24 protein-coding genes and 1 other annotated feature are annotated in these 25,059 nt (G+C 57.3%); of the genes, 14 read left to right on the top strand and 10 right to left on the bottom strand.

What is annotated here, in order from left to right; translation table 11 throughout:
• Together trpD and AS136_RS20575 are read right to left on the bottom strand one after the other, a co-directional pair.
• A complete protein-coding gene (gene trpD / locus AS136_RS20580; protein ID WP_004148109.1) occupies positions 1-1,596 on the bottom strand; it encodes a bifunctional anthranilate synthase glutamate amidotransferase component TrpG/anthranilate phosphoribosyltransferase TrpD in 1,596 nt (531 codons plus the stop codon).
• Positions 1,596-3,158, bottom strand: a complete 1,563-nt coding sequence (locus AS136_RS20575; protein ID WP_012542057.1) for an anthranilate synthase component 1 — start codon at positions 3,156-3,158, stop codon at positions 1,596-1,598. Before AS136_RS20575 ends, trpD begins: the two co-directional genes overlap by 1 nt.
• 34 nt (positions 3,159-3,192) lie before the next feature.
• Positions 3,193-3,288 (bottom strand) — a sequence feature (Trp leader region).
• A gap of 159 nt (positions 3,289-3,447) precedes the next feature.
• Between AS136_RS20575 and rnm the strand changes: the two genes are divergently transcribed.
• Together rnm and AS136_RS20565 are read left to right on the top strand one after the other, a co-directional pair.
• Positions 3,448-4,311 (top strand): RNase RNM, encoded by an 864-nt coding sequence (rnm, locus tag AS136_RS20570; RefSeq protein WP_012542055.1) that lies wholly within the window; start codon positions 3,448-3,450, stop codon positions 4,309-4,311.
• Positions 4,312-4,327: 16 nt separating this feature from the next.
• Positions 4,328-4,948, top strand: coding sequence for an L-threonylcarbamoyladenylate synthase (locus AS136_RS20565; protein ID WP_008807778.1), 621 nt, complete (start codon positions 4,328-4,330; stop codon positions 4,946-4,948).
• Between the two features lie 21 nt (positions 4,949-4,969).
• On the opposite strand, the gene AS136_RS20560 is transcribed toward AS136_RS20565, so the two are convergent.
• A complete protein-coding gene (locus tag AS136_RS20560) occupies positions 4,970-5,878 on the bottom strand; it encodes a DMT family transporter (protein WP_063266948.1) in 909 nt (302 codons plus the stop codon).
• Positions 5,879-5,989: 111 nt separating this feature from the next.
• Here AS136_RS20560 and gcvA point away from each other — a divergent pair, with 111 nt between their 5' ends.
• Together gcvA and rluB are read left to right on the top strand one after the other, a co-directional pair.
• Complete coding sequence (gene gcvA / locus AS136_RS20555; protein ID WP_032691360.1) at positions 5,990-6,889, top strand: transcriptional regulator GcvA; 900 nt, start codon at positions 5,990-5,992, stop codon at positions 6,887-6,889.
• Positions 6,890-7,169: 280 nt separating this feature from the next.
• Positions 7,170-8,072: a 23S rRNA pseudouridine(2605) synthase RluB gene (gene rluB / locus AS136_RS20550; RefSeq protein ID WP_008807781.1), complete on the top strand. Its 903-nt coding sequence runs from the start codon at positions 7,170-7,172 to the stop codon at positions 8,070-8,072.
• A gap of 60 nt (positions 8,073-8,132) precedes the next feature.
• On the opposite strand, the gene cobO is transcribed toward rluB, so the two are convergent.
• Together cobO and AS136_RS20540 are read right to left on the bottom strand one after the other, a co-directional pair.
• Positions 8,133-8,723 (bottom strand): cob(I)yrinic acid a,c-diamide adenosyltransferase, encoded by a 591-nt coding sequence (gene cobO, locus AS136_RS20545; protein ID WP_002901749.1) that lies wholly within the window; start codon positions 8,721-8,723, stop codon positions 8,133-8,135.
• Positions 8,720-9,481, bottom strand: coding sequence for a YciK family oxidoreductase (locus AS136_RS20540; RefSeq protein WP_008807782.1), 762 nt, complete (start codon positions 9,479-9,481; stop codon positions 8,720-8,722). The genes cobO and AS136_RS20540 overlap by 4 nt, the downstream gene beginning before the upstream one ends.
• A gap of 255 nt (positions 9,482-9,736) precedes the next feature.
• Between AS136_RS20540 and sohB the strand changes: the two genes are divergently transcribed.
• Positions 9,737-10,783 carry a protease SohB gene (gene sohB, locus AS136_RS20530; protein ID WP_008807783.1) on the top strand — a complete coding sequence of 349 codons (1,047 nt, stop codon included), beginning with the start codon at positions 9,737-9,739 and terminating at the stop codon, positions 10,781-10,783.
• A 47-nt stretch (positions 10,784-10,830) separates the two neighbouring features.
• On the opposite strand, the gene AS136_RS20525 is transcribed toward sohB, so the two are convergent.
• Positions 10,831-11,082 (bottom strand): YciN family protein, encoded by a 252-nt coding sequence (locus AS136_RS20525; RefSeq protein WP_002901761.1) that lies wholly within the window; start codon positions 11,080-11,082, stop codon positions 10,831-10,833.
• 406 nt (positions 11,083-11,488) lie between these two features.
• On the opposite strand from AS136_RS20525, the gene topA reads away from it, so the two are divergent.
• The 4 genes from topA to acnA all read left to right on the top strand — a co-directional run bounded on the left by topA (position 11,489) and on the right by acnA (position 18,878).
• The gene (gene topA, locus AS136_RS20520; RefSeq protein WP_008807785.1) at positions 11,489-14,086 is read left to right on the top strand and encodes a type I DNA topoisomerase; all 2,598 of its coding nucleotides are present in this window, start codon (positions 11,489-11,491) and stop codon (positions 14,084-14,086) included.
• Positions 14,087-14,427: 341 nt separating this feature from the next.
• On the top strand, positions 14,428-15,402 hold the full coding sequence (cysB, locus tag AS136_RS20515) for an HTH-type transcriptional regulator CysB (protein ID WP_008807786.1): 975 nt from the start codon (positions 14,428-14,430) through the stop codon (positions 15,400-15,402).
• A gap of 245 nt (positions 15,403-15,647) precedes the next feature.
• On the top strand, positions 15,648-15,815 hold the full coding sequence (locus tag AS136_RS27200; RefSeq protein ID WP_002901776.1) for a YmiA family putative membrane protein: 168 nt from the start codon (positions 15,648-15,650) through the stop codon (positions 15,813-15,815).
• A 390-nt stretch (positions 15,816-16,205) separates the two neighbouring features.
• Positions 16,206-18,878 carry an aconitate hydratase AcnA gene (gene acnA / locus AS136_RS20510; protein WP_023322430.1) on the top strand — a complete coding sequence of 891 codons (2,673 nt, stop codon included), beginning with the start codon at positions 16,206-16,208 and terminating at the stop codon, positions 18,876-18,878.
• Positions 18,879-18,924: 46 nt separating this feature from the next.
• On the opposite strand, the gene ribA is transcribed toward acnA, so the two are convergent.
• Positions 18,925-19,527: a GTP cyclohydrolase II gene (gene ribA / locus AS136_RS20505; protein ID WP_008807788.1), complete on the bottom strand. Its 603-nt coding sequence runs from the start codon at positions 19,525-19,527 to the stop codon at positions 18,925-18,927.
• Between the two features lie 163 nt (positions 19,528-19,690).
• Here ribA and pgpB point away from each other — a divergent pair, with 163 nt between their 5' ends.
• From pgpB to yciH, 5 genes are all read left to right on the top strand, one after another.
• Positions 19,691-20,458 (top strand): phosphatidylglycerophosphatase B, encoded by a 768-nt coding sequence (gene pgpB, locus AS136_RS20500; RefSeq protein ID WP_008807789.1) that lies wholly within the window; start codon positions 19,691-19,693, stop codon positions 20,456-20,458.
• 136 nt (positions 20,459-20,594) lie between these two features.
• On the top strand, positions 20,595-20,903 hold the full coding sequence (locus tag AS136_RS20495; protein ID WP_012542047.1) for a LapA family protein: 309 nt from the start codon (positions 20,595-20,597) through the stop codon (positions 20,901-20,903).
• Between the two features lie 6 nt (positions 20,904-20,909).
• Entirely contained in the window at positions 20,910-22,079 is a 1,170-nt protein-coding gene (gene lapB / locus AS136_RS20490; RefSeq protein WP_023322431.1) for a lipopolysaccharide assembly protein LapB, read from the top strand.
• A gap of 191 nt (positions 22,080-22,270) precedes the next feature.
• Complete coding sequence (gene pyrF / locus AS136_RS20485) at positions 22,271-23,008, top strand: orotidine-5'-phosphate decarboxylase (protein WP_023322432.1); 738 nt, start codon at positions 22,271-22,273, stop codon at positions 23,006-23,008.
• A complete protein-coding gene (gene yciH, locus AS136_RS20480; RefSeq protein ID WP_008807792.1) occupies positions 23,008-23,334 on the top strand; it encodes a stress response translation initiation inhibitor YciH in 327 nt (108 codons plus the stop codon). Before pyrF ends, yciH begins: the two co-directional genes overlap by 1 nt.
• A gap of 129 nt (positions 23,335-23,463) precedes the next feature.
• On the opposite strand, the gene osmB is transcribed toward yciH, so the two are convergent.
• The 3 genes from osmB to yciZ form a co-directional block, all read right to left on the bottom strand.
• The gene (osmB, locus tag AS136_RS20475; RefSeq protein WP_002901783.1) at positions 23,464-23,682 is read right to left on the bottom strand and encodes an osmotically-inducible lipoprotein OsmB; all 219 of its coding nucleotides are present in this window, start codon (positions 23,680-23,682) and stop codon (positions 23,464-23,466) included.
• 273 nt (positions 23,683-23,955) lie between these two features.
• Complete coding sequence (yciT, locus tag AS136_RS20470) at positions 23,956-24,705, bottom strand: DNA-binding transcriptional regulator YciT (protein WP_008807793.1); 750 nt, start codon at positions 24,703-24,705, stop codon at positions 23,956-23,958.
• Positions 24,706-24,776: 71 nt separating this feature from the next.
• The gene (yciZ, locus tag AS136_RS20465; protein WP_012542045.1) at positions 24,777-24,956 is read right to left on the bottom strand and encodes a protein YciZ/DeoL; all 180 of its coding nucleotides are present in this window, start codon (positions 24,954-24,956) and stop codon (positions 24,777-24,779) included.
• Positions 24,957-25,059 lie beyond the last annotated feature (103 nt).

The raw sequence follows: 25,059 nt of genomic DNA, 5'->3' as shown, positions 1-25,059 counted from the left end.
TTACCCTCTTGCCGCTAAGGCGGTCACTCTGTCATAGGCCGCGCCGCTGTGCAGCACATCCAGTACCTGCTGAGCGTTAGCTTTCAGATCTTCATGCCCGTGTAAACGCATCAACATGGCGACGTTGGCGGCGACGGCGGCTTCGTGAGCGGCTTCACCTTTACCTTGTAGCAAGCGCGTCAGAATGTCACGATTTTCTTCCGGCGTGCCGCCCGCCAGCTGCGCCTGATGGTAAGGCGTCAGGCCGAAGTCGTCAGCGGTCAGCTGATAGCTTTTGATTTCCCCGTTATGCAGTTCGGCGACCACCGTGGGCGCATGCAGCGAGACTTCATCCATCCCGCCGCTGTGCACCACCGCCGCGCGCTGATAGCCCAGCACGCGCAGGGTCTCGGCGATCGGCAACACCAGTTCCGGGCTGTAGACGCCAATCAGCGCCAGCGGCGGATGCGCCGGGTTGATCAGCGGCCCCAGCACGTTAAACAGGGTGCGGGTCTTCAGCTGCTGACGGACCGGCATCGCGTGGCGGAAACCGGTGTGGTATTTCGGCGCGAACAGGAAGCAAACCCCCAGCTCATCGAGCGCCGCGCGGGATTTATCGGCGTTCATATCGAGATTGATGCCGAAGGCCGCCAGCAGGTCAGAAGAGCCTGATTTACTGGAGACGCTGCGGTTACCGTGTTTCGCCACTTTCAATCCACAGGCCGCAGCGACAAAGGCGCTGGCGGTGGAGATATTGATGCTGTTGCTGCCGTCGCCACCGGTGCCGACGATGTCGGCAAACAGGTAGTCCGGGCGCGGGAACGGCGCGGCGTTTTCCAGCAGCGCGGTGGCGGCGCCGGCAATTTCCTGCGGTTGCTCGCCGCGCACTTTCATACTGACCAGCGCAGCGGCCAGTTGCTCAGGCTTCACTTCACCGCGCACGACGGCGGAGAACAGCTGGTGGCTTTCCTGCTGGCTCAGGGTTTCCGCCTGGTACAGCTTCTCAAGGATCGGCTGGAGGGTGTTAGTGTGCTCCAGCTTTTGCAGCGCCCAGGCCAGGGTCTGCTCCAGCAGCCGTGCGCCCTGAGTGGTAAGGATCGATTCCGGATGGAACTGGAAGCCGCACACCCGGTCCGCATCGTGACGCACCGCCATCACCATACCGTTGAAATTGGCGTTAATCGTCAGCCCGGCGGGAATATTGCTGCCAACCAGCGAGTGGTAACGCGCCACCGGCAGTGGGTTAGCCAGACCGGCAAACATGGCCTGGCCGTCGTGCTCAATGCTGGATGCTTTGCCATGGAGGATCTCGCCCGCCTGGCCGACATAGCCGCCGTAGGCTTCGACAATAGCCTGATGACCGAGGCAGATGCCGATGATCGGCAGCTTGCCACGCATACGGGTCAGCAGTTCCGGCATGCAGCCAGCTTCGCTCGGCGTACCCGGGCCCGGGGAGAGCATCAGCACCGGGTTGTCCATGGTGCCCAGACGCTCAATCAGCGCCTGCGCCGGGACGGAGTTACGGTAAATCACCACGTTATGACCATTGGCCCGCAGCTGGTCTGCCAGGTTATAGGTGAAAGAATCGATATTATCGAGCAGCAGAATGTCAGCCATCAGAAAATCTCCTTCGCGTGATGGGCCTGGGCAATGGCGCGCAGCACCGCGCGGGCTTTATTTCGGGTCTCATCCGCTTCCGACTGGGGAACCGAGTCGAGCACAATGCCGGCTCCGGCCTGGACGGTAGCGATACCCTCCTGCACGTAGGCGGAACGGATGACGATGCAGGTGTCGAGGTCGCCGTGGGCGGTGAAATAGCCCACCGCGCCGCCGTAGCTGCCGCGGCGTTTACCTTCGGCGGCGGCAATCAGCTGCATGGCGCGGACCTTCGGTGCGCCGCTGAGGGTGCCCATGTTCATGCAGGCGCGGTAGGCGTGCAGCACATCGAGGTCCTGACGCAGTTCGCCGACCACGCGGGAGACCAGATGCATCACGAAGGAGTAACGATCAACCTTCGTTAAATCGGCGACATAGCGGCTGCCCGGGGTACAGATGCGGGCCAGGTCATTACGCGCCAGATCCACCAGCATCAGGTGTTCGGAAAGCTCTTTATGGTCGGTGCGCATTTCCAGTTCGATGCGGCTGTCAAGATCGCGATCCAGCGAACCGTCGGCGCGGCGGCCGCGTGGCCGGGTGCCGGCGATAGGGTAGATCTCAATCTGACGGCTGACGGCGTCATATTTCAGCGAACTCTCCGGCGAGGCGCCGAATAGGGTGAAATCGTTATCCTGCATAAAGAACATGTACGGGCTGGGGTTGCTCTTCTTCAGCACATCATAAGCGGCCAGCGGCGACGGGCAGGGCAGCGAGAAGCGACGGGAAGGAACCACCTGGAAGATTTCCCCGGCGCGGATCGCGCGCTGCATTTTGCGCACCACCGCACCGTACTCTTCATCGCTCTGGTCAACGTCGCACTGCATTTCGGCCACAGTGGTAACCGGCAGCGGCGCCGGCGGCTCGTTCAGTTGCTGACGCAGCTGGCTCAGGCGCTGCTCCAGGCGCTGTTTTTCACTCTCCAGCGGGGTGAACAGGCTGGCCTGAATGCGGGTATGCTTGGTCTGATGGTCGATGACCAGCAGAGTTTCAGCCAGATAGAAGCAGTAGTCCGGGCAGGCGGTGTCGCTCTGCAGCGGTGGAAGATCTTCAAAGCCGGCGACCAGGTCATAGGCGAACAGGCCGCCGAAGAACATCGCTTCACGCTCGTTGGCCGGGACGGTCACCAGCTCCTGCAGGAGACGGAAGGCGTCAAACACCGACAGTGAGCAGAGGCGGGCGTCTTCATCGAGCAGGGTGCTGACCGCGGGGAAGGTCAGGATGCGGCCGTTGGGCTGGCGCTGATTGGCGATCCCGGAGGGCAGCGCGCCGTCCAGCAGTTCCAGCAGCGCGGCGCCGTTAGCGGAAAGTGCCTGAATAGTGACAGTGTCACCAAGAGCGGTGATGCGCAGCGCGCTGTCGACCAGCAGCAGGCTTTTTAAGTCATCTTTGCTGTCGATATCAGCGGATTCCAGCAGCAGCGTGGCCGGACGGGCGCCACACAGTTGGTGGAATAACGCCGTCGGGTTCTCCCGGTAGATGGCGTCGCTGGTGAGAAGCTCGAGTGCCGGTTTGGATGTTTGCATTATTGTTCTCGCCTGTTCGTATTATTTTTTGTCCAATAAAAAGCCCGCTCATTGGCGGGCCGGGTATCTGTATGCTGAATGCAAAACGCGATCACGCCGCCCGTTATCAGGAGGTGCGCCACCAGCTGTGCAGAGTGATAAAGTGCATTTTCATCGTGATACCCCTTCATGTGAACTTGCGTACTAGTTAACTAGTTCAATGGAATAAAGTCAACCCTTGTTTGCAGATTTTCTCTGCCTGTCGGTATGATAATGCGCTTATTTACGTTGATGTCCAGCAGGAGTCCTTTTGAGCGACAGCCAATACGCAGTGATTTACGATCTGCACAGCCATACCACCGCCTCTGACGGGCGGTTGACTCCGCAGGAACTGGTCCATCGCGCCCATGAGATGCGCGTAGGCACCCTGGCGATCACCGACCATGACAGCGTGGCGGCGATCCCGGCCGCCCGGGAAGAGATCGCCCGTGCCGGATTACCCTTAACGCTGGTAAACGGCGTCGAGATTTCGACGCTTTGGGAGAATCACGAAATACATATCGTGGGTCTGAATATTGATATTGCGCACCCGACGATGACCGCGCTGCTGGAGGAGCAGAAAGCGCGACGCCAGCTGCGGGGCCAGATGATTGCCGAGCGTCTGGAGAAGGCGCGCATCCCTGGCGCCTGGGAAGGGGCGCTGCGGCTGGCGGACGGTGGCGCCGTCACCCGCGGCCATTTTGCCCGTTTTCTGGTGGAGGCCGGCCATGCGAAAAACATGGCGGAGGTCTTCAAAAAATACCTTGCCCGCGGGAAAACCGGTTACGTGCCGCCGCAGTGGTGTACAATAAAACAAGCGATTGATGTCATTCATCATTCTGGCGGCAAGGCGGTGATAGCCCATCCCGGGCGCTACGATCTCTCCGCCAAGTGGTTGAAGCGGCTGTTGGCCCACTTTAGCGAGCAGGGCGGTGATGCCATGGAAGTGGCCCAGTGTCAGCAGGCGCCCCATGAACGCGCCCAGCTGGCCACCCTGGCCGTGCAGTTTGGTCTGCTGGCGTCACAGGGCTCCGATTTTCATCAGCCCTGTGCGTGGATCGAGCTTGGCCGTAAGCTCTGGCTTCCTGCCGGCGTGGAAGGCGTCTGGCACAGCTGGGAAGCGGCCGCCAAATAAAAATTGAGAGGGAAGTATGAGCCAGTTTTTTTATATCCATCCGGATAACCCGCAGGCGCGGTTGATTAACCAGGCGGTGGAGATTGTGCGTAAGGGCGGGGTGATCGTTTATCCGACCGACTCCGGCTACGCCCTGGGCTGCAAAATTGAAGACAAGGGCGCGATGGAGCGGATCTGCCGTATCCGTCAGTTGCCGGACGGCCACAACTTTACCCTGATGTGCCGCGATCTGTCCGAGCTGTCAACCTACGCTTTTGTCGACAACGTGGCGTTTCGTCTGATGAAAAACAACACGCCGGGCAACTACACCTTTATCCTCAAGGGGACCAAAGAAGTACCGCGCCGGCTGCTGCAGGAGAAACGTAAAACCATCGGCATGCGCGTCCCGTCTAACCCTATTGCTCAGGCGTTGCTCGAGACTTTAGGCGAACCGATGCTGTCCACGTCGCTGATGCTGCCTGGCAGTGACTTTACCGAGTCCGACCCGGAAGAGATCAAAGATCGTCTGGAGAAAGTGGTGGACCTCATCATTCACGGCGGCTTCCTTGGGCAGCAGCCGACCACGGTTATTGACCTGACGGAAGATACCCCGGTGGTGCTGCGCGAAGGCGTCGGCGACGTGAAGCCTTTCCTCTGATCGTCATCGTCGGGCGGTGGTTCATGCTCCGCCCGGCACCCCGCGTTTCCTTCCTGACCGCACGACAATCAACCACAGCGCCAGACCGATCAGCAGTGCGCCGAGAATCAGCCCTTTTTGTATGGTTTCTCCGAGGCACAAATAGCCCCACAGCGCCGCAAAAGGTGGGATCAAAAAGGTCACGGACAGCGAACGCAGCGGTCCTATATCAGCAATCAGGCGAAAATAGAGAATATACCCTGCTGCTGTACAGACCACGCCCAGCATGACTATCGCTATCCACGGCAGGCTCTGTCGCCAGTCTATGACCGGACCATACCAGCCTGACCAGAGAAAGAAAGGCAACAGAAACAGCGTGGCGCCGACCTGGCTGCCCAACGCAACGCGCTCAGCCTCAAGGCCGCCCCGCTGCTGGATCCAACTGCGGGTCAGGAAGCCGGCCAGACCGTAACAGGCGGTCGCGATCAGGCAGGCCCCGATCCCCGGCAGCAGGAGGGCGGCGCTGAGGCTGGAGGTTGGGCGCGCAATGACTGCCACGCCAATGGCGCCCAGTAACGCGCCGCCGCCTTTGCGCAGGGTTAACGGTTCCGCAAAGCATAACGCGCCGATAAGCATTCCCATCATCGGCGCCGTGGCGTTGAGCGTGGCGGAGTACCCTGCCGGCAGCCACTGTGCGGCAAGGCAGTACATCAGAAAAGGAAGGCCTGAATTAATGACCCCCAGCTTCAGAGTGGATATGAATTTTCCCTGATACCCGCTCCATTTACCCTGCACGCCGAGTAACAGCCCGAGCGCGATAGCGGCGAACAGTACGCGAAGAAAAGCGCTGATCATCGCCCCGAAGGCCGGGGTGGTGATGCGCATAAACAAAAAACTGGCGCCCCAGAGAGCGGCGAGCAGCAGCAGGCGTCCATAGTCGATAACACGCATGATTGACTCCTTGTATTCACGAAGGAAGTCAACTGTAGAACTCACGTGCAGCGTCCGACAAACGCGTTATGCTTACATGATTAAGTTATTCTTAACTGAGATGCCATGTCGATGAAACTTCCACCGCTGAATGCGCTGCGCTGCTTTGAAGCGGCGGCAAGGCTGCTTAGTCTGAAGCAGGCCGCCAGTGAGCTTTGCGTTACGGCAAGCGCCGTCAGCCAGCAAATTGCCCGCCTCGAGGAAGCGCTGAATACCCCGCTTTTTATTCGTACTCCCCGACAGTTACAGTTAACGGAGGTGGGGGAGATCTACCTGCGGGCCGTTCAGCCCGCCTTTCTCCAGATAGCCGCCGCCACCCAGCGCCTGCAGGTGCCCGCGGGGCCAGAAAAGGTGACGCTCAGCTGTACCAGCGGCTTCGCCATTCAGTGGCTGCTGCCGCGGCTGGCTGATTTTGAACGACGTTATCCAAAGATTGAGATCCAGATCGGCACCACCAACCGGCGAGTAGATTTGCTGAGTGAAGGGATCGATTTTGCCGTGCGTCATGGTGTCGGCGGCTGGCCGGAACTGCAGGCTTACCGCCTGCTGGATGACGACCTTATCCCGGTCTGCAGTCCGCAACTGATTGCTCCGCGCCGGTCCCTCGCCGGTGCGGGCGATCTGCTGCAGTATCCGCTGCTGCACGATGAGCATCGTGAAGACTGGGCGCTGTGGTGTGAGGCCGTGGGGCTGGAGCCGGACCGCGCGCGCCGCGGTCCGGTGTTCACTGATTCCAACGGCGTGACGGAGGCGGCGTTCGCTGGTATGGGGATGGCATTACTGCGACGTTCATTCATAGCGTCTGCGCTGACGCAGGGGCGGCTGGTTAATCCTCTGGCGCAGCCCATCGCCTGTCCGCTGGCCTATCATCTGGTTTACCACGAGACCGCGCTGCTGGCGCCTGCCAACCGCTGTTTTCGCGACTGGCTGCTCGGCCAGCGCCCGGCTGTTGTTGAGGAGGGCGCGCAGTGAGGAGGATCACTGTCCGGTAAAGATCTCTATGTGTGAAGGCGCACAGGAGAATGAGGAAAATCTGTTCCATACTCAAGGTGCGATACGGCGAACAGAAGCTTTCCCGACGAAGTTAGTGTAGTATGTTCGGCCACGATTACGGGCTCGCGGTGAATGTTTTGCGCATGCCAGCGAGACTTTACGTAAAAAGTATATACGTAACAATGAGTTGTTCATACAGGCCTCATTGTTTCATAAAGCATACCAGACGCCTGGGAAGGCGACACCTTAAGGAAGCTCAATGAGCGAGAAACTGCAAAAAGTGCTGGCCCGCGCCGGCCACGGCTCCCGCCGTGAAATTGAAGCGAAAATCGAAGCTGGCCGCGTCAGCGTCGACGGAAAAATCGCCACCCTCGGCGATCGTGTGGAAATCGTCCCCGGTTTAAAAATTCGTATCGATGGTCATCTGATCTCGGTGAAAGAGTCTGCTGAGCAGATCTGTCGCGTGCTGGCTTACTATAAGCCGGAAGGCGAGCTGTGCACCCGTAACGATCCGGAAGGGCGCCCGACGGTGTTTGATCGCCTGCCAAAACTGCGCGGCGCGCGCTGGATTGCCGTTGGCCGTCTGGACGTGAACACCTGTGGCCTGCTGCTGTTCACCACCGATGGCGAACTGGCAAACCGCCTGATGCATCCGAGCCGTGAAGTCGAGCGTGAGTACGCCGTTCGCGTTTTCGGCCAGGTGGATGATGATAAGCTGCGTCAGCTGTCTCGTGGCGTGCAGTTAGAAGATGGTCCGGCAGCATTTAAAACCATCAAATTCACCGGCGGTGAAGGGATTAACCAGTGGTACAACGTCACCCTGACCGAAGGGCGTAACCGCGAAGTGCGTCGCCTGTGGGAAGCGGTCGGCGTGCAGGTCAGCCGTCTGATCCGCGTGCGCTATGGCGATATTCTGCTGCCGAAAGGCCTGCCGCGCGGCGGCTATACCGAACTGGACCTGGCGCAGACCAACTACCTGCGCGAGCTGGTGGAGCTGACGCCGGAAACCAGTTCTAAAGTTGCCGTCGAGAAAGACCGTCGCCGGATGAAAGCCAATCAGATCCGTCGGGCGGTGAAGCGTCACAGCCAGACCAGCGCTAACCCGCGCCAGGGTAACAACAGCAACCGTCGTTCCAGTACTCGCAATAAGACCAACGGTTAATGTTGTGCGTTCCGGTGGATTGCCGCCGGAACGCGTCCTGCCTTTCGCCGTATCAGGCCCTCAGTAGTCAATTCCCATCTGCGCTTTAATCCCGGCATCAAACGCATGCTTGACCGGACGCAGTTCGCTGACGGTATCCGCCAGTTCAATAATATCGCGATGGCAGCCGCGGCCGGTAATGATCACCGACTGATGGGCAGGACGCTCACGCAGGGCGCTTAGCACCGACTCCAGCGGCAGGTAATCGTACGCCACCATGTAAGTCAGCTCATCCAGCAGCACCAGATCGAGCTGGTCGTCAGCCAGCATACGGCGGGCATGCTCCCAGACCGCCAGACAGGCGGCGGTGTCGCTGTCGCGATCCTGGGTGTTCCAGGTGAAGCCTGTCGCCATCACCTGAAATTCGACGCCGTGGGGTTCCAGCAGGTTACGCTCACCGTTAGGCCAGGTCCCCTTGATAAACTGGATCACGCCGACTTTTTTGCCGTGGCCGACGGCGCGGGTCGCGGTGCCAAAGGCGGCGGTGGTTTTGCCTTTGCCGTTGCCGGTAAAGACCATCACAATGCCGCGTTCGTCCTGGGCTGCCGCCACCCGGGCGTCAACTTTATCTTTCAGCCGCTGCTGGCGTTCGCGGTAGCGTTCATCACTCATTGGGCAATTCCTGGCTTACGGCCCGGTTGGGCGTCAAAGGTCATTCCCGTCTTGCGGCGACTGTCGTCACCCATCAGCCACAGATAGACGGGCATAATGTCAGCGGGGGTCTTCAGTTTTAGCGGATCTTCCGTCGGGAAGGCGCTGGCGCGCATCCCGGTGCGGGTGCCGCCGGGGTTGATGCAGTTCACCCGCAGATGACGGCTTTGGTACTCGTCGGCCAGCACCTGCATCATCCCTTCGGTGGCGAATTTGGAGACCGCATAGGCGCCCCAGTTGGCGCGGCCCTGACGGCCTACGCTGGACGAGGTGAAGACCAGCGAGCCCGCATCCGAACGGAGTAATAAAGGAAGAAGCGCCTGGGTCAGCATAAAAGTGCCATTGACGTTCACCTGCATCACCTGCTGCCAGACCTCCGGCTTCTGCTCGTCCATGGGGCAGATGTCGCCGAGCAGGCCGGCGTTGTGCAGCACGCCGTCAAGACGGGGATAGTGCATACTTATCTGCTGCGCCAGCTGCTGGCACGCCTGCGGCGTGCAGGTTAGCAGGTCGAGGGTAAACCAGCGGGCGGGAAGGCCGCCCTCGCGTTCAATCTCCTGGGCGACGGCGCGCAGTTTTTCGTCGTTGCGGCCAAGCAGAATCACGCTGGCGCTATAGCGCGCGTAGGTCAGGGCCGCTTCACGACCAATCCCGTCGCTGGCGCCGGTGACCAGGATGATGCGATCTTTCAGCAAGTGGCGTTGCGGTTGATAATGCACGGCGACTCCTTGGGCGATCGGTTCCCGATCGCGCTTCATCTTTGGTATCTCACTTTTGCGCTGTTATGCCTGAAAGTGCTCGCCATTGCAATCGGCGAAGCGGAAAGTATTCAGAAAATTAATATCTTGCAACGATTTCAGCCTCGCTGAAAAAAAACGGAATCCGCTGCGCACAAGACACAAAGCACAAAGACTTCTCGCCAGGGGCTGATGTACACTGTGCAGCAACGTCAGTGCTTTACACAAGGTGAAAACGTGGAATTACTTGCTCAGTACGGCTTATTTTTAGCCAAGATCGCGACGGTTGTCGTCGCTATCGCGGTGATTGCCGCTATTATCGTCAACCTGGCCCAGCGTAAGAAGCAGCGCGGCGAACTGCGGGTGACCAATCTTAGCGAGCATTACAAAGAGATGAAGGAATCGCTGGCGGTGGCGCTGCTTGACGGCCCGCAGCAGAAACAGTGGCATAAAGCGCAGAAGAAAAAGCAAAAACAAGAGGCGAAGGCCGCGAAAGCGCGGGCGAAGCTGGGTAACGTGGAGCCGGAAGGCAAGCCGCGCGCCTGGGTGCTGGATTTCAAAGGCAGCATGGATGCCCATGAGGTCAACAGCCTGCGGGAAGAGATCACGGCGGTGCTGGCGGCGGCGAAAGCGCGTGACCAGGTGGTGATTCGTCTGGAAAGCCCCGGCGGGGTGGTTCACGGTTATGGGCTTGCAGCCTCTCAGCTGCAGCGGTTGCGCGACAAACAGATCCCGCTGACGGTGGCGGTTGATAAAGTGGCGGCCAGCGGCGGCTATATGATGGCTTGCGTGGCCAACAAAATCGTGTCGGCGCCGTTTGCGATCCTTGGCTCCATTGGCGTGGTGGCGCAGATCCCTAACCTCCATCGCTTCCTGAAGAACAAAGATATTGATATCGAACTGCATACCGCCGGGCAGTACAAACGGACGCTCACTATGCTGGGCGAAAATACCGAAGAAGGGCGGCGCAAGTTCCGTGAGGATCTCAATGAGACGCACCATCTGTTCAAGGATTTCGTCCATCGGATGCGTCCTGGACTTGATATTGAACAGGTAGCTACCGGCGAGCACTGGTACGGGGTGCAGGCGCTGGAAAAAGGGCTGGTGGATGCGGTTGAAACCAGCGATGAGCTGTTGCTGGGGCTCATGGAGAGCCACGAGGTGATCGGGGTGCGTTATCAACAGCGTAAAAAAATGCTCGACCGCTTCACTGGTAGCGCCGCGGAGAGCGCCGATCGACTTCTGCTGCGCTGGTGGCAGCGCGGTCAGAAACCGCTGATGTAAACAACATAACGCGAGGCCAGGGCCTCGCGTTATCGTTTCCACTGGCCTTAATCGACCAGGTGATACTTGTCCGACAGCTCGTGGGCGAGGTACTTAAACATGTTAAATACCGCCGTACTCTTCGGCGTCGGTAAACCCTGCTCGTCAAGATAAAACTCACCGCTAAACACCAGGACATTGTTGCGCTGAACGACGTCGGTGGCTTCGATACCGGCTAACGTATCCTCATGTTCGCGAATAAGTTTGTTGGCTTTTTCGAGCAGCGTCTGGCGATCGATAGGTTGGGTTGTACCTTGCATAACGGACTCCTCTTTTTCTCCGCGCGTAGTTTACGCCGCGCGGCGGCGTGGGGCAAATTTTCCATGGACAAAACAGGGGTAATCGTAACCAGTGGAGAAACAGCCGTTTACTGGCGGGTTTCGCTTTTGCATGCTAATAAAGTTGCGTAACGAATTTTATCAGGTACAGTGTGACGCTTTCGGCGATCTGGCAACAGATTTGCTTGACATTCGGCCAAAAATTCTTCGTGCTATGTCACCTGACGAAAAAAAGTCAGCAAACTCAAACGCCTGGTTTTACGGAGATGAAGCGGGTGTTCAGGGTTGATATTCACCGACGGTGCCGCAACATATGAGGCAGTCGCCAGTGGAGGGTGTATGAATGTGCGATGTATTCCTGGATGAATCAAATTAGGTAAAGGTGAATATGGGTAAAGCTCTCGTTATCGTTGAGTCCCCGGCAAAAGCCAAAACGATCAATAAGTATCTGGGTAATGACTACGTGGTGAAATCCAGCGTCGGTCATATCCGCGATTTGCCGACCAGTGGATCAGCTTCCAAAAAGAGCACCGACTCTACCGCCACCAAAGGGGCTAAAAAGCCTAAAAAGGACGAACGTGGTGCTCTGGTTAACCGCATGGGCGTGGACCCATGGCATGACTGGAATGCGCACTATGAAGTACTTCCGGGTAAAGAAAAGGTAGTTTCAGAACTCAAACAGTTGGCGGAAAAAGCTGACCACATCTATCTCGCAACCGACCTTGACCGCGAAGGGGAAGCCATTGCCTGGCACCTGCGGGAAGTGATCGGCGGCGATGAACAGCGTTACAGCCGCGTGGTGTTCAATGAGATCACCAAAAACGCTATTCGTCAGGCCTTCGAAAAGCCGGGCGAACTGAATATCGATCGGGTTAACGCCCAGCAGGCGCGCCGCTTTATGGACCGCGTGGTGGGCTATATGGTCTCGCCGCTGCTGTGGAAGAAAATTGCCCGTGGTCTTTCTGCCGGGCGCGTGCAGTCCGTTGCGGTCCGCCTGGTGGTGGAACGTGAGCGTGAAATCAAAGCCTTCGTCCCGGAAGAGTACTGGGAAGTTGATGCCAGCACCACCACGCCGGGCGGCGACGCGCTGCCTCTGCAGGTGACTCACAAAGACGATAAGCCGTTCCGTCCAGTCAGCCGTGATGAGACCATGGCGGCGGTATCGCTGCTGGAAAAAGCCAGCTACAGCGTGCTGGAGCGAGAAGACAAGCCGACCAGCAGCAAGCCGGGCGCGCCGTTCATCACCTCCACGCTGCAGCAGGCGGCCAGCACCCGTCTCGGCTTCGGCGTGAAAAAGACCATGATGATGGCTCAACGTCTCTATGAGGCGGGGCACATCACCTATATGCGTACCGACTCCACCAACCTGAGTCAGGACGCGCTGAACATGGTTCGCGGTTATATCAGCGACAACTTTGGCAAAAAATATCTGCCGGAGAGCGCTAACCAGTACGCCAGCAAAGAAAACTCGCAGGAAGCGCACGAAGCGATTCGTCCTTCTGATGTGAGCGTGCTGGCGGAAACGCTGAAAGATATGGAAGCCGATGCGCAGAAGCTCTATCAGCTGATCTGGCGCCAGTTTGTCGCCTGTCAGATGACGCCGGCGCAATACGATTCCACCACGTTGACCGTGGCGGCGGGCGATTTCAAACTGAAAGCGCGCGGTCGTACCTTACGTTTCGACGGCTGGACCAAAGTGATGCCGGCGCTGCGCAAGGGCGATGAAGACCGGACGTTGCCGGTGGTTAAACAGGGCGACCGCCTGAGCCTGGTGGAGCTGACGCCTGCGCAGCACTTTACCAAGCCGCCGGCGCGCTTCAGCGAAGCTTCGCTGGTCAAAGAGCTGGAAAAACGCGGCATCGGCCGTCCTTCCACCTACGCTTCGATCATCTCGACCATTCAGGATCGCGGCTACGTGCGGGTGGAAAACCGTCGTTTCTATGCGGAGAAAATGGGCGAAATCGTCACCGATCGGCTGGAAGAAAACTTCCGCGATCTGATGAACTACGACTTCACCGCGCAGATGGAAGATCGTCTCGACCAGGTAGCCAACCACCAGGCCGAATGGAAAGAGGTGCTGAACCACTTCTTCGGCGATTTTACCACTCAGCTGGAGACCGCAGAGAAAGATCCGGAAGAGGGCGGCATGCAGCCGAACCCGATGGTGCTTACCAGCATCGACTGCCCGACCTGTGGACGTAAAATGGGCATCCGTACCGCCAGCACCGGTGTTTTCCTCGGCTGTTCGGGCTATGCTCTGCCGCCGAAAGAGCGTTGCAAAACCACCATCAACCTGGTGCCGGAAAACGAAGTCCTCAACGTGCTGGAAGGCGATGACGCGGAAACCAACGCGCTGCGTGCCAAACGTCGCTGTCAGAAGTGCGGGACCGCAATGGACAGCTACCTTATCGATCCTAAGCGTAAACTGCACGTCTGTGGTAATAACCCGACCTGTGACGGCTATGAGATTGAAGAGGGCGAGTTCCGCATCAAGGGCTATGACGGTCCGGTAGTGGAGTGCGAGAAGTGCGGTTCTGAAATGCACTTGAAAATGGGGCGTTTCGGCAAGTACATGGCCTGTACCAACGACGAGTGTAAGAACACGCGTAAGATCCTGCGCAACGGCGAAGTGGCTCCGCCGAAGGAAGATCCGGTGCCGCTGCCGGAGCTGCCGTGCGAGAAGTCTGACGCGTACTTTGTGTTGCGCGACGGGGCGGCGGGTGTCTTCCTGGCGGCCAACACCTTCCCGAAATCACGGGAAACGCGTGCGCCGCTGGTGGAAGAGCTGTACCGCTTCCGCGATCGTCTGCCGGAAAAACTGCGCTATCTCGCCGATGCGCCGCAGCAGGATCCGGAAGGTAATAAAACGCTGGTGCGCTTTAGCCGTAAAACGAAACAGCAGTATGTGGCTTCAGAAAAAGAGGGTAAAGCGACCGGCTGGTCAGCCTTCTTTATTGACGGTAAATGGACTGAAGCCAAAAAGTAATCGTGCAGTATCAGGCAGGAAAAGCGCGCTTTTCCTGCACTAACGGCCGGCAGAGGCAGTGGATGCCTCTGCCGCGTCGTTTCCCCTTCTGGATGATCTTTTCTTCCCCTTATAACCACCTATATTATTTTTCGTTAGTATCTATACACTGTTGATATAAATGATATAGTGGTTATAGCTAATCCCTTTTTTATTATTAAAACGTCTTATACATCATCGCTTTCAGGATGCGTTGCGGCGCCACTACGGCCAACTGCCGGGAGGCTGGCCTCACGGTCGACAAGTTGCCTGAACGTAAAGTGTATTAAGCGGCTTCATTTTACGCGCAAACGGATATCAGCATGAAACTACAACAGCTTCGCTACATCGTAGAGGTGGTGAACCATAACCTGAATGTTTCATCCACCGCCGAAGGGCTTTATACCTCCCAGCCGGGCATCAGTAAGCAGGTCCGCATGCTGGAAGATGAGCTGGGCATCCAGATTTTCGCCCGCAGCGGCAAACATTTAACTCAGGTGACACCTGCCGGGCAGGAGATCATCCGTATCGCCCGCGAGGTATTATCGAAAGTCGATGCGATTAAATCTGTCGCCGGGGAGCATACCTGGCCTGATAAAGGGTCGTTATATGTGGCGACGACCCATACTCAGGCGCGCTATGCGTTACCGGGGGTGATCAAGGGCTTTATTGAACGCTACCCGCGCGTGTCGCTGCATATGCATCAGGGCTCGCCAACCCAGATTGCAGAAGCCGTATCGAAAGGCAACGCCGACTTCGCCATTGCCACCGAGGCGCTGCATCTGTATGACGATCTGGTGATGTTGCCATGCTATCACTGGAACCGGTCGATTGTGGTGACGCCTGAGCATCCTCTGGCCGCGAAGGGCTCGGTTTCCATTGAAGAGCTGGCGCAGTACCCGCTGGTGACCTATACCTTTGGCTTTACCGGCCGTTCGGAACTGGATACCGCGTTTAACCGTGCGGGTCTGACGCCGCGCATTGTCTTCACCGCCACTGACGCCGACGTGATCAAAACCTATGTTCGCCTGGGGCTTGGGGTCGGGGTGATAGCCAGCATGGCAGTCGATCCGGTCTCTGACCCGGACCTGGTGAAGCTGGATGCGAACGGCATATTCAGCCACAGCACCACCAAAATTGGTTTCCGCCGTAGCACCTTCTTACGAAGCTACATGTATGATTTTATTCAACGTTTTGCACCCCATCTGACCCGGGATGTCGTGGATACCGCGGTGGCTTTGCGGTCAAATGAAGATATTGAAGCGATGTTTAAAGATATAAAACTTCCGGAAAAATAACCCTTAAAAAAATAATGGCATTCCCTGTGGGGAGTGCCATTGACTATCATGGTCCTAATTTAACATCTTAAACCTCGAACCAATCACAAAATTAATAATTTCTGGCAACACGTTTGTCATTATGCCCGCCGCGATCAAATAACCGGTTAAATATATTCCATCAGGCCTAAATTCACTGGATTAATCTTTTATCCATAATTAAGATTTATCTGTACCTGATGATTTGAGCAATTGGTGGTGACAATATGATAAGTAATATCGATTACATGAAACTGGCGATGTCATACGAGAATGACAAAACCGAAATCGATCCCGTTCTGCGTAGTCGCGTATGGGGCGTAGTGTTGGTAGGGCTGGCGATGTTCTGGAGCATCATCGCGCTTACCATCTGCAACATCTGGATTGTCAGCTAAAGCTGTAGGTCATCGTTGTAGATACATGTCATTTTTATGACAGTGAAAGGAAACTGTAATATAAAATCAGTGACCGGCAATACAGGGAGAATATATTTTGCCGCTGGATTCATCCAATCTGAAATCACTCACAAGAGCTAATCATAGCCAGCTGGCCGATTAGCTCTTTTTTTGTCCTCGTGTACTAATACAATATCGTCTTTATCATCGCTTCTGCACTATTTTGGTGCTATTTCTCCGATTCCAGGATAATTCCCTATTAATCACTGTCGACCTCGGCGCATTTAGCAATTTGGGTTGTTATCAAAGTGTTATGCTCGGTATGTGTTATCTTTAATGGATACCCTGAGGAGAATCAGGGTATGCCATCCCTGAGATAAAGGAGGAGCTATGTCGTCAACCCTACGAGAAGCCAGTAAGGACACGCTGCTGGTCAACGAGAAAACCTGGCATTACTATAGTCTGCCGCTGGCAGAGAAACAGCTGGGCGATCTCAGTCGACTGCCTAAGTCGCTGAAGGTGCTGATGGAGAACCTGCTGCGCTGGCAGGACGGTGACTCGGTGACAGAAGAAGATATTCGTGCCCTGGCCGGCTGGCTGCAACAGGCCCATGCCGACCGGGAGATAGCTTACCGTCCCGCGCGCGTCCTGATGCAGGACTTTACCGGCGTGCCGGCAGTCGTGGATCTGGCCGCCATGCGCGAGGCGGTGAAGCGCCTGGGCGGCGACACCGCGAAAGTGAATCCGCTGTCGCCCGTCGACCTGGTGATCGACCACTCGGTCACCGTCGACCGTTTCGGCGATGACGAGGCCTTCGAAGATAACGTCCGTCTGGAAATGGAGCGTAACCACGAACGTTACGCTTTTCTGCGCTGGGGACAACAGGCCTTCAGCCGCTTCAGCGTAGTGCCGCCGGGCACCGGTATTTGTCACCAGGTCAACCTGGAATACCTCGGTCGGGCCGTCTGGAGCGAAGAGGTGAATGGGAAGTGGATGGCGTGGCCGGATACCCTGGTGGGCACCGACTCTCATACCACCATGATTAACGGTCTCGGCGTACTGGGCTGGGGCGTGGGCGGGATTGAAGCGGAAGCCGCCATGTTGGGTCAGCCGGTGTCGATGCTGATCCCGGATGTCGTGGGCTTTAAGCTCAGCGGCAAACTGCGCGAAGGCATCACCGCCACCGATCTGGTGCTGACGGTCACCCAGATGCTGCGCCAGCACGGTGTCGTCGGCAAGTTTGTTGAATTCTACGGCGATGGCCTGGATACCTTACCCCTGGCCGATCGCGCCACTATCGCCAATATGGCCCCGGAATATGGCGCCACCTGTGGTTTCTTCCCGATCGATGATGTGACGCTTAGCTATATGCGTCTGAGCGGCCGTAGCGAAGAACAGGTCGCCCTGGTGGAAGCCTATGCCAAAGCGCAGGGCATGTGGCGCCAGCCGGGCGATGAGCCGGTCTTTACCAGCACCCTGGCGCTGGACATGGGCAGCGTTGAGGCAAGCCTTGCCGGGCCGAAACGGCCGCAGGATCGCGTGGCGCTCGGCGATGTGCCGAAAGCCTTTGCTGCCAGCGGCGAGCTGGAAGTTAACCATCCTCAGCGTCAGCGCCAGCCGGTGGATTATACGCTGAACGGGCATCACTATTCGCTACCGGACGGCGCCGTGGCCATTGCGGCCATTACTTCCTGTACCAATACCTCCAACCCCAGCGTGCTGATGGCCGCCGGTCTGCTGGCGAAAAAAGCCGTCGAGCGTGGCCTGCAGCCGCAGCCGTGGGTAAAAGCTTCCCTGGCGCCAGGCTCGAAAGTGGTGTCGGATTATCTGGCTCATGCCGGCCTGACGCCTTACCTCGACCAGCTCGGCTTCAATCTGGTGGGATATGGCTGTACCACCTGTATCGGTAACTCCGGTCCGTTGCCGGAACCTATTGAAGAGGCGATCAAAAAGGGCGATCTGACCGTCGGGGCGGTGCTTTCCGGTAACCGTAACTTCGAAGGGCGTATCCATCCGCTGGTGAAAACCAACTGGCTGGCCTCGCCGCCGCTGGTCGTCGCTTACGCCCTGGCGGGGAACATGAATATCGATCTCACCCGCGAGCCGTTGGGGCAGGGCAGCGATGGCGAACCGGTTTATCTGAAAGATATCTGGCCGAGTGGGGAGGAGATTGCCCGTGCGGTGGAACAGGTCTCCACTGAGATGTTCCGCAAAGAGTACGCGGAAGTGTTTTCCGGTACCGAGGAGTGGAAAGCAATCAAGGTGGAGGCGTCAGATACCTATGACTGGCAGGAGGACTCGACTTATATTCGCCTGTCGCCGTTCTTTGACGAGATGGGCGTCGAACCGCTGCCGGTAGAGGATATTCTTGGCGCGCGGATCCTCGCCATGCTGGGCGATTCAGTGACCACTGACCACATTTCGCCGGCGGGGAGCATCAAAGCCGATAGCCCGGCAGGCCGCTATCTTCAGGAGCATGGGGTTGCCCGGCGCGACTTTAACTCCTATGGTTCCCGTCGCGGTAACCATGAGGTGATGATGCGCGGCACCTTCGCCAATATCCGTATTCGTAACGAAATGGTACCGGGAGTGGAAGGCGGTATGACCCGACATCTGCCGGACCGCGAGCCGGTGGCGATCTACGATGCGGCGATGCAGTATAAAGCGGAAGGCATACCGCTGGCGGTGATTGCCGGTAAGGAGTATGGCTCAGGTTCCAGCCGCGACTGGGCGGCGAAGGGGCCGCGCCTGCTGGGCATTCGGGTGGTGATCGCCGAGTCCTTCGAACGTATCCACCGCTCCAACCTGATCGGGATGGGGATTTTGCCGCTGGAGTTCCCGCAGGGCGTCACCCGTAAAACGCTGCAGTTGACCGGGGAAGAGCGGATTGATATCAGCAATCTGCAGTCGCTTCAGCCTGGCGCTACGGTGCCGGTGACCCTGACTCGCCCTGACGGCTCGCAGGAAGTGATCCCTTGTCGGTGCCGTATCGACACCGCGACCGAGCTCACCTACTACCGCAACGACGGCATCCTGCACTACGTTATCCGCAATATGCTGTAAAACAAAGGGCCAGCATCGCTGGCCCTTTCTCTTTTATTCAATCGGTTTATTCCGCCGGCTTGCTGTTCAGCAAATGGCCCATTTTGGCGGCTTTAGTATCCAGGTAGTGAGCATTTTTCGGGTTACGCCCGACGATCAACGGTACCCGCTCCACAATGTTGATCCCGGCTTCGGTAAGAATTTCCACTTTTTTCGGGTTATTGGTTAATAACCGAACCTGCTCAACGTTGAGCAGTTTGAACATATCGGCGCACAGGGTGAAGTCGCGCTCATCGGCGGCGAAGCCCAGCTGATGGTTCGCCTCAACGGTGTCGTAGCCCTGATCCTGCAGCGCGTAGGCGCGGATTTTATTCAATAAACCAATGTTGCGTCCTTCCTGGCGGTGATAGAGCAGGATCCCCCGACCTTCTTCGGCGATATGCGACAGGGCCGCTTCCAGCTGAAAGCCGCAATCACAGCGCAGGCTAAACAGGGCATCGCCCGTCAAACACTCTGAATGGACGCGGGCCAGGACCGGCGACTGCCCCGAGATATCGCCATACACCAGCGCGACATGATCTTGTCCGGTTGCCAGTTCTTCAAAACCCACCATCAGGAAATCGCCCCATGGGGTTGGCAGTTTGGCTTCTGCCACACGTTTAAGCTGCATGTGATTCTCCAGATTCTGTCAGCACCTGAATGTGCTTTCTGTTTGCCGCTATTTTGCCACAAGGCCGGGACGTTCTCCTAATCGCGAACGGTTAGCCGCGTGGAAAGCGCACAAACGAACTACTTTCCGCTATGATGTTCATCTACAAGGAGAAGGAGAGAAAATGCTGTTGATTGCCCGACGAACCGCTCTCGCGGCGGCGCTGCTGCTTGTTATGCCTGTTACGGTCTGGCTGTCTGGTTGGCTGTGGCAGCCAGGACTGCCGGTTGCTATGTTGAAAACCCTCTGGTGGGTGACGGAAACGGTGACGCAGCCGTGGGGAATTATCACGCATGTTGCACTGTGCGGCTGGTTTCTCTGGTGTCTTCGCTACCGGCTGCGCGCGGCACTGATCCTGTTCCTGATTCTTGCCGCCGCCATCCTGGTGGGACAGGGGGTTAAATCCTGGGTCAAAGCGCGGGTTCAGGAGCCGAGACCCTTTGTCATCTGGCTGGAAAACTCAAGACAGGTGCCGGTGACGCAATTCTATGCGTTGAAGCGTAAAGAACGCGCTAAACTGGTGCATGCCCAGCTGGCGCAGGCGCAGGACATTCCGCCGTTTTTACGCAAGCACTGGCAGAAAGAGACAGGCTTTGCTTTCCCGTCGGGTCACACGATGTTCGCCGCCAGCTGGGCGCTGCTGGCCGCCGGGCTGCTGTGGCCGCGTCGGCGTTGGGGCACGGTCGCCGTGCTGCTGGTATGGGCGACGGCGGTGATGGGCAGTCGCCTGGCGCTGGGCATGCACTGGCCGCTGGATCTCATTGTCGCCACGCTGATCTCCTGGCTGTTGGTCACGGTGGCCTGCTGGTTGACGCAGCGCCTGTGCGGGCCGCTCTCGCCGCCGGGAGAAGAGGCGCAGGATATTAAAAAACGGATGCCAGAAGCGGAATAATGTTGATTTTAGCGGCATCCGACCGCATATCCTGTACAGTTGCCATGCTTTTTCATTCCACCGCTGCGGCGAAAATGATACTTTATAGGGCTGAAAGCGGGCTTTTTTTCGCGCAACCCACATAACGGGAAGTCATGTGAAATATTTACTCATTTTCTTACTGGTGCTAGCAATCTTCGTCATTTCAGTGACGCTGGGGGCGCAGAATGACCAACAGGTCACGTTCAACTATTTACTCGCGCAGGGTGAATTCCGCATTTCGACGCTGCTGGCGGTGCTGTTCGCCGCAGGCTTTGCCATTGGCTGGCTGATCTGCGGCTTGTTCTGGCTGCGGGTGCGTGTCTCGCTGGCGCGCGCGGAGCGGAAAATTAAGCGCCTTGAGCACCAGATTGCCCCCGTCAGCCCGGTCGCTGTCGACGCAGGCGTGCCTGCCGTGAAGGAATAACCTCTTATGCTGGAGTTGTTGTTTCTGCTTTTACCCGTTGCCGCCGCCTACGGCTGGTACATGGGGCGCAGAAGTGCACAACAGTCCAAACAGGACGATGCCAACCGCCTGTCACGGGATTACGTGGCGGGGGTTAACTTCCTGCTCAGCAACCAGCAGGATAAAGCCGTCGATCTGTTCCTTGATATGTTGAAAGAGGATACCGGCACCGTTGAGGCCCACCTGACGCTCGGTAACCTGTTCCGCTCGCGCGGCGAGGTTGACCGCGCGATCCGTATCCATCAGAGCCTGATGGAAAGCGCATCGTTAACCTACGATCAGCGCCTGCTGGCCGTCCAGCAGCTGGGGCGCGACTATATGGCCGCCGGGTTGTACGATCGTGCGGAAGATATGTTCAAACAGCTGGTGGATGAGACCGATTTCCGCCTGAGCGCTCTGCAGCAGCTGCTGCAGATCTACCAGGCGACCAGCGACTGGCAGTCAGCGATCGAAGTCGCTGAACGGCTGGTGAAGCTGGGTAAAGAGAAACATCGTGGCGAAATCGCCAATTTCTGGTGTGAGCTGGCCCTGCAGCAGATGGCGGCCAACGATCTGGATAAAGCGATGGCGCTGCTGAAGAAAGGCGCCGCAGCAGACCGCAACAGCGCCCGGGTCTCAATAATGATGGGCCGGGTGTGGATGGAAAAGGGTGATTACGCCAAAGCGGTAGAGAGCCTTGAGCGGGTTATCGATCAGGATAAAGAGCTGGTCGGTGAGACGCTGGAGATGCTGCAGACCTGCTACCAGCAACTGGATAAAGCCGAAGAGTGGGAGGTTTTCCTGCGCCGTTGTGTGGATGAGAACACCGGGGCCACCGCTGAACTGATGCTGGCGCAGATCCTCGAGCAACGGGAAGGGGTCGAAGCCGCGCAAAACTACGTTACCCGGCAGCTGGAACGTCACCCGACCATGCGCGTCTTCCATAAGCTGATGGACTACCATCTCAACGAAGCGGAAGAAGGGCGCGCTAAAGAAAGCCTCGGGGTGCTAAGAAACATGGTCGGCGAGCAGGTGCGCAGCAAACCGCGCTATCGCTGCCAGAAATGCGGCTTTACTGCTCATACGCTCTACTGGCACTGCCCATCCTGCCGCTCGTGGGCCACCATCAAACCCATTCGCGGTCTCGACGGCCAATAAAGTCAAAAAAAATCCCTCCATTAGTTACAACATACTCATCGTTTTTCTCCTCTCCAGACGCGGCCCCGGCAGCGCCATCGTCCGGCCAGCGCTACTACAGCAGTCTGTTATTTTGTTAGCATCACAGGTAGAATGCTGCCCGTTTACCTTTTTTGCGCCGCCCTGGCGCCCATCAACACTAAGGTCTGGTCATGACGTCTACAGCTATCACATCTTCCCGCGCTGTCACATCCTCTCCCGTTGTGGTTGCGCTCGACTATGATAATCGCGATAAAGCGCTGGCATTTGTCGACCGCATCGACCCGCGAGACTGCCGCCTGAAGGTGGGTAAAGAGATGTTCACCCTGTTGGGCCCGCAGTTTGTTCGCGATCTGCACCAGCGCGGGTTTGAGGTGTTCCTTGACCTTAAGTTTCACGATATCCCCAATACCACGGCCCGCGCGGTGGCGGCGGCGGCCGAACTCGGCGTATGGATGGTGAATGTCCATGCCTCCGGCGGCGCGCGGATGATGACCGCCGCGCGTGAAGCGCTGCTGCCGTTTGGTAAAGAGGCTCCGCTGCTGATCGCTGTCACCGTACTCACCAGCATGGAGGCCAGCGACCTGCAGGATCTGGGCATTACCTTATCCCCGGCTGATTACGCGGCGAAGCTGGCAGCGCTGACCCAACGCTGTGGTCTTGACGGGGTCGTGTGCTCAGCTCAGGAGGCGGTGCGCTTCAAACAGGAGCTGGGGCAGGCGTTTAAGCTGGTGACCCCGGGGATCCGTCCGCAGGGGAGCGAGGCCGGGGATCAGCGGCGGATTATGCCCCCCGAGCAGGCCCAGGCGGCGGGGGTGGATTATATGGTTATTGGTCGCCCGGTCACTCAGTCGGCCGATCCTGCCGCAACGCTGCGGGCAATCAACGTCTCGTTGTCAAAGGAGGCATAATGAGCGATTCCAATAGCCGCCTGGTCTACTCCACGGAAACCGGGCGTATCGACGAAGCGAAACCGGCGCCGGTGCGGCCTAAAGGCGATGGTATTGTTCGTATTCAGCGCCAGACCAGCGGTCGCAAGGGCAAAGGCGTGTGCCTGATTAGCGGCATCGATGCTGACGATGCCGCGCTGAACGCCCTGGCTGCAGAGCTGAAAAAGAAATGTGGCTGCGGCGGTGCGGTGAAAGATGGCGTGATCGAGATCCAGGGTGACAAACGGGATTTGCTCAAATCGCTGCTCGAGGCGAAAGGAATGAAGGTTAAGTTAGCCGGTGGCTGAGTGCTATTTCGGCAATAATTAAAGTAATTCTGAAATAACAAGGCCGCGGTGAATGCCGCGGCCTTGAATGATTTAACGTGCGTAAGTCAATTCGTGTGAATTATTCTTTTATTTCGTCAGGTAATTATATTATTTGCCAACCTGGTGACCAATAATACCACCGACCGCCGCGCCACCCAGGGTTCCGAGTGCGCTACCGTCAGTTAACACCGCACCACCGATGGCGCCGGCGCCAGCACCGATAGCGGTGTTACGGTCGCGTTTAGACATGTTAGAACAAGCGCTCAGAGACATTGCTACAGTGACAGCCAGAACGACGGCAGCCATTTTTTTGCTCGTTGAAGTCATCATTTTTTTCTCCTGAATAATCTATTCATGGATACTACGCTCCTTTAAGCATAGCCTGAAATAGCAGCTTTAGGGCAATTCCATGAAGTTAGGGTGCGCAGGTGTCACGAAAATCACGCAGGTGATAGTCACTTCCTGTTATATCGCTAATAATAATTTTACTTTTTTTTAAATGTATCGTCAGGTAAAAAATCTTAATTAGCGGCTCGGAATACTCTCAGAGCGTAATATCGCCCCGAATGGCGCATTGGCATGGCTCGGGGCGGGTAAAGATCAGACGTATGGCACGATATCGACGGTCAGGCCGCTGTGCAGTAACTGGTCGCGGCAGGCGGCCGGCAGGCGATCGTCGGTAATAACGCGGTTAAAGCGCCCGGCGGGACCGAGGGGATAGGGATGAACCGCGCTGAATTTCGAGCTGTCGCTGAGAATAATCGCTTCACAGTGCTTTTCCAGCACGGCGTTAACCACATCCGCACGCATCATATCGCGACCGGTAAAGCCGGTTTCTGCCTGCCAGCCATCGATCCCGATGAAGGCTTTGCTGAAATGCACCTGCTGGATGAACTGGCGGGTCAGCGGGCCCACCATGCTTTCACTGCGTTTCTGGTAAATCCCGCCCAGCAGGATCACCTCTCCCGGCGTCTCTTTCAGCAGATGGGCGATATAGCTGCTGACGGTTATGATGGTGATATCGCCGCGTTCGGCGAGGGTGCGCGCCAGCAGGGCGTTGCTGCTGCCGTTTTCGATGAATACCGTTTCGCCGGCGCTTACCAGCGCCGCCGCCCGGCTGGCCAGTTCACGTTTAATGGCGAAATGGGTCATCATGCGGGTTTCAACATCTTCACTGTCCAGTGGGACTGCATAGCCATGGGTGCGGCGCAAATAGCTCTGCTTTTCCAGCAGATTCAGATCCTGGCGAATGGTGACCTCTGAGACACCGGTCATCTTCGCCAGATCGGCGACGCTCATCCGGCCTTTATCAATGACCACTTGCAAAATACTTTGTTGTCGGGCGTTCATAGCAACATCACTGTTAGGGGGCTATATGGCGAGCAACCGGTATGAGTCACCGGTTGCGGCATGGGCGATAATCAGATTTCCCAGGGAGCCTTGGGCTGGTTTTTTTGCTCAGCGTCGTCCGCCGCCAGTGCCAGCAGCTCCGCTTTGAGGATTTCCAGATTATGGATCGCAGAGTGGTAATCACCGGCAACCAGAATATCCAGCACGGTATCGATACGTTGGGCGAGCAGGTGGGCATTCACATCTGACATGGCATTATCCTGGTAACAAAAACGAATGAAATCAATGATGCTAAAAATGGATGAAAAAGAGAAGCGAAAAAAACGCACAACCTTAATCGGTGCGACGGAAATA

The organism is Klebsiella sp. D5A, assembly GCF_001620885.1.
GTDB classification, from domain to species: Bacteria; Pseudomonadota; Gammaproteobacteria; order Enterobacterales; family Enterobacteriaceae; genus Klebsiella; species Klebsiella variicola.
The sequence above is the reverse complement of the archived record's forward strand: the minus strand, read 5'-3'. Positions and strand labels throughout refer to the sequence as shown.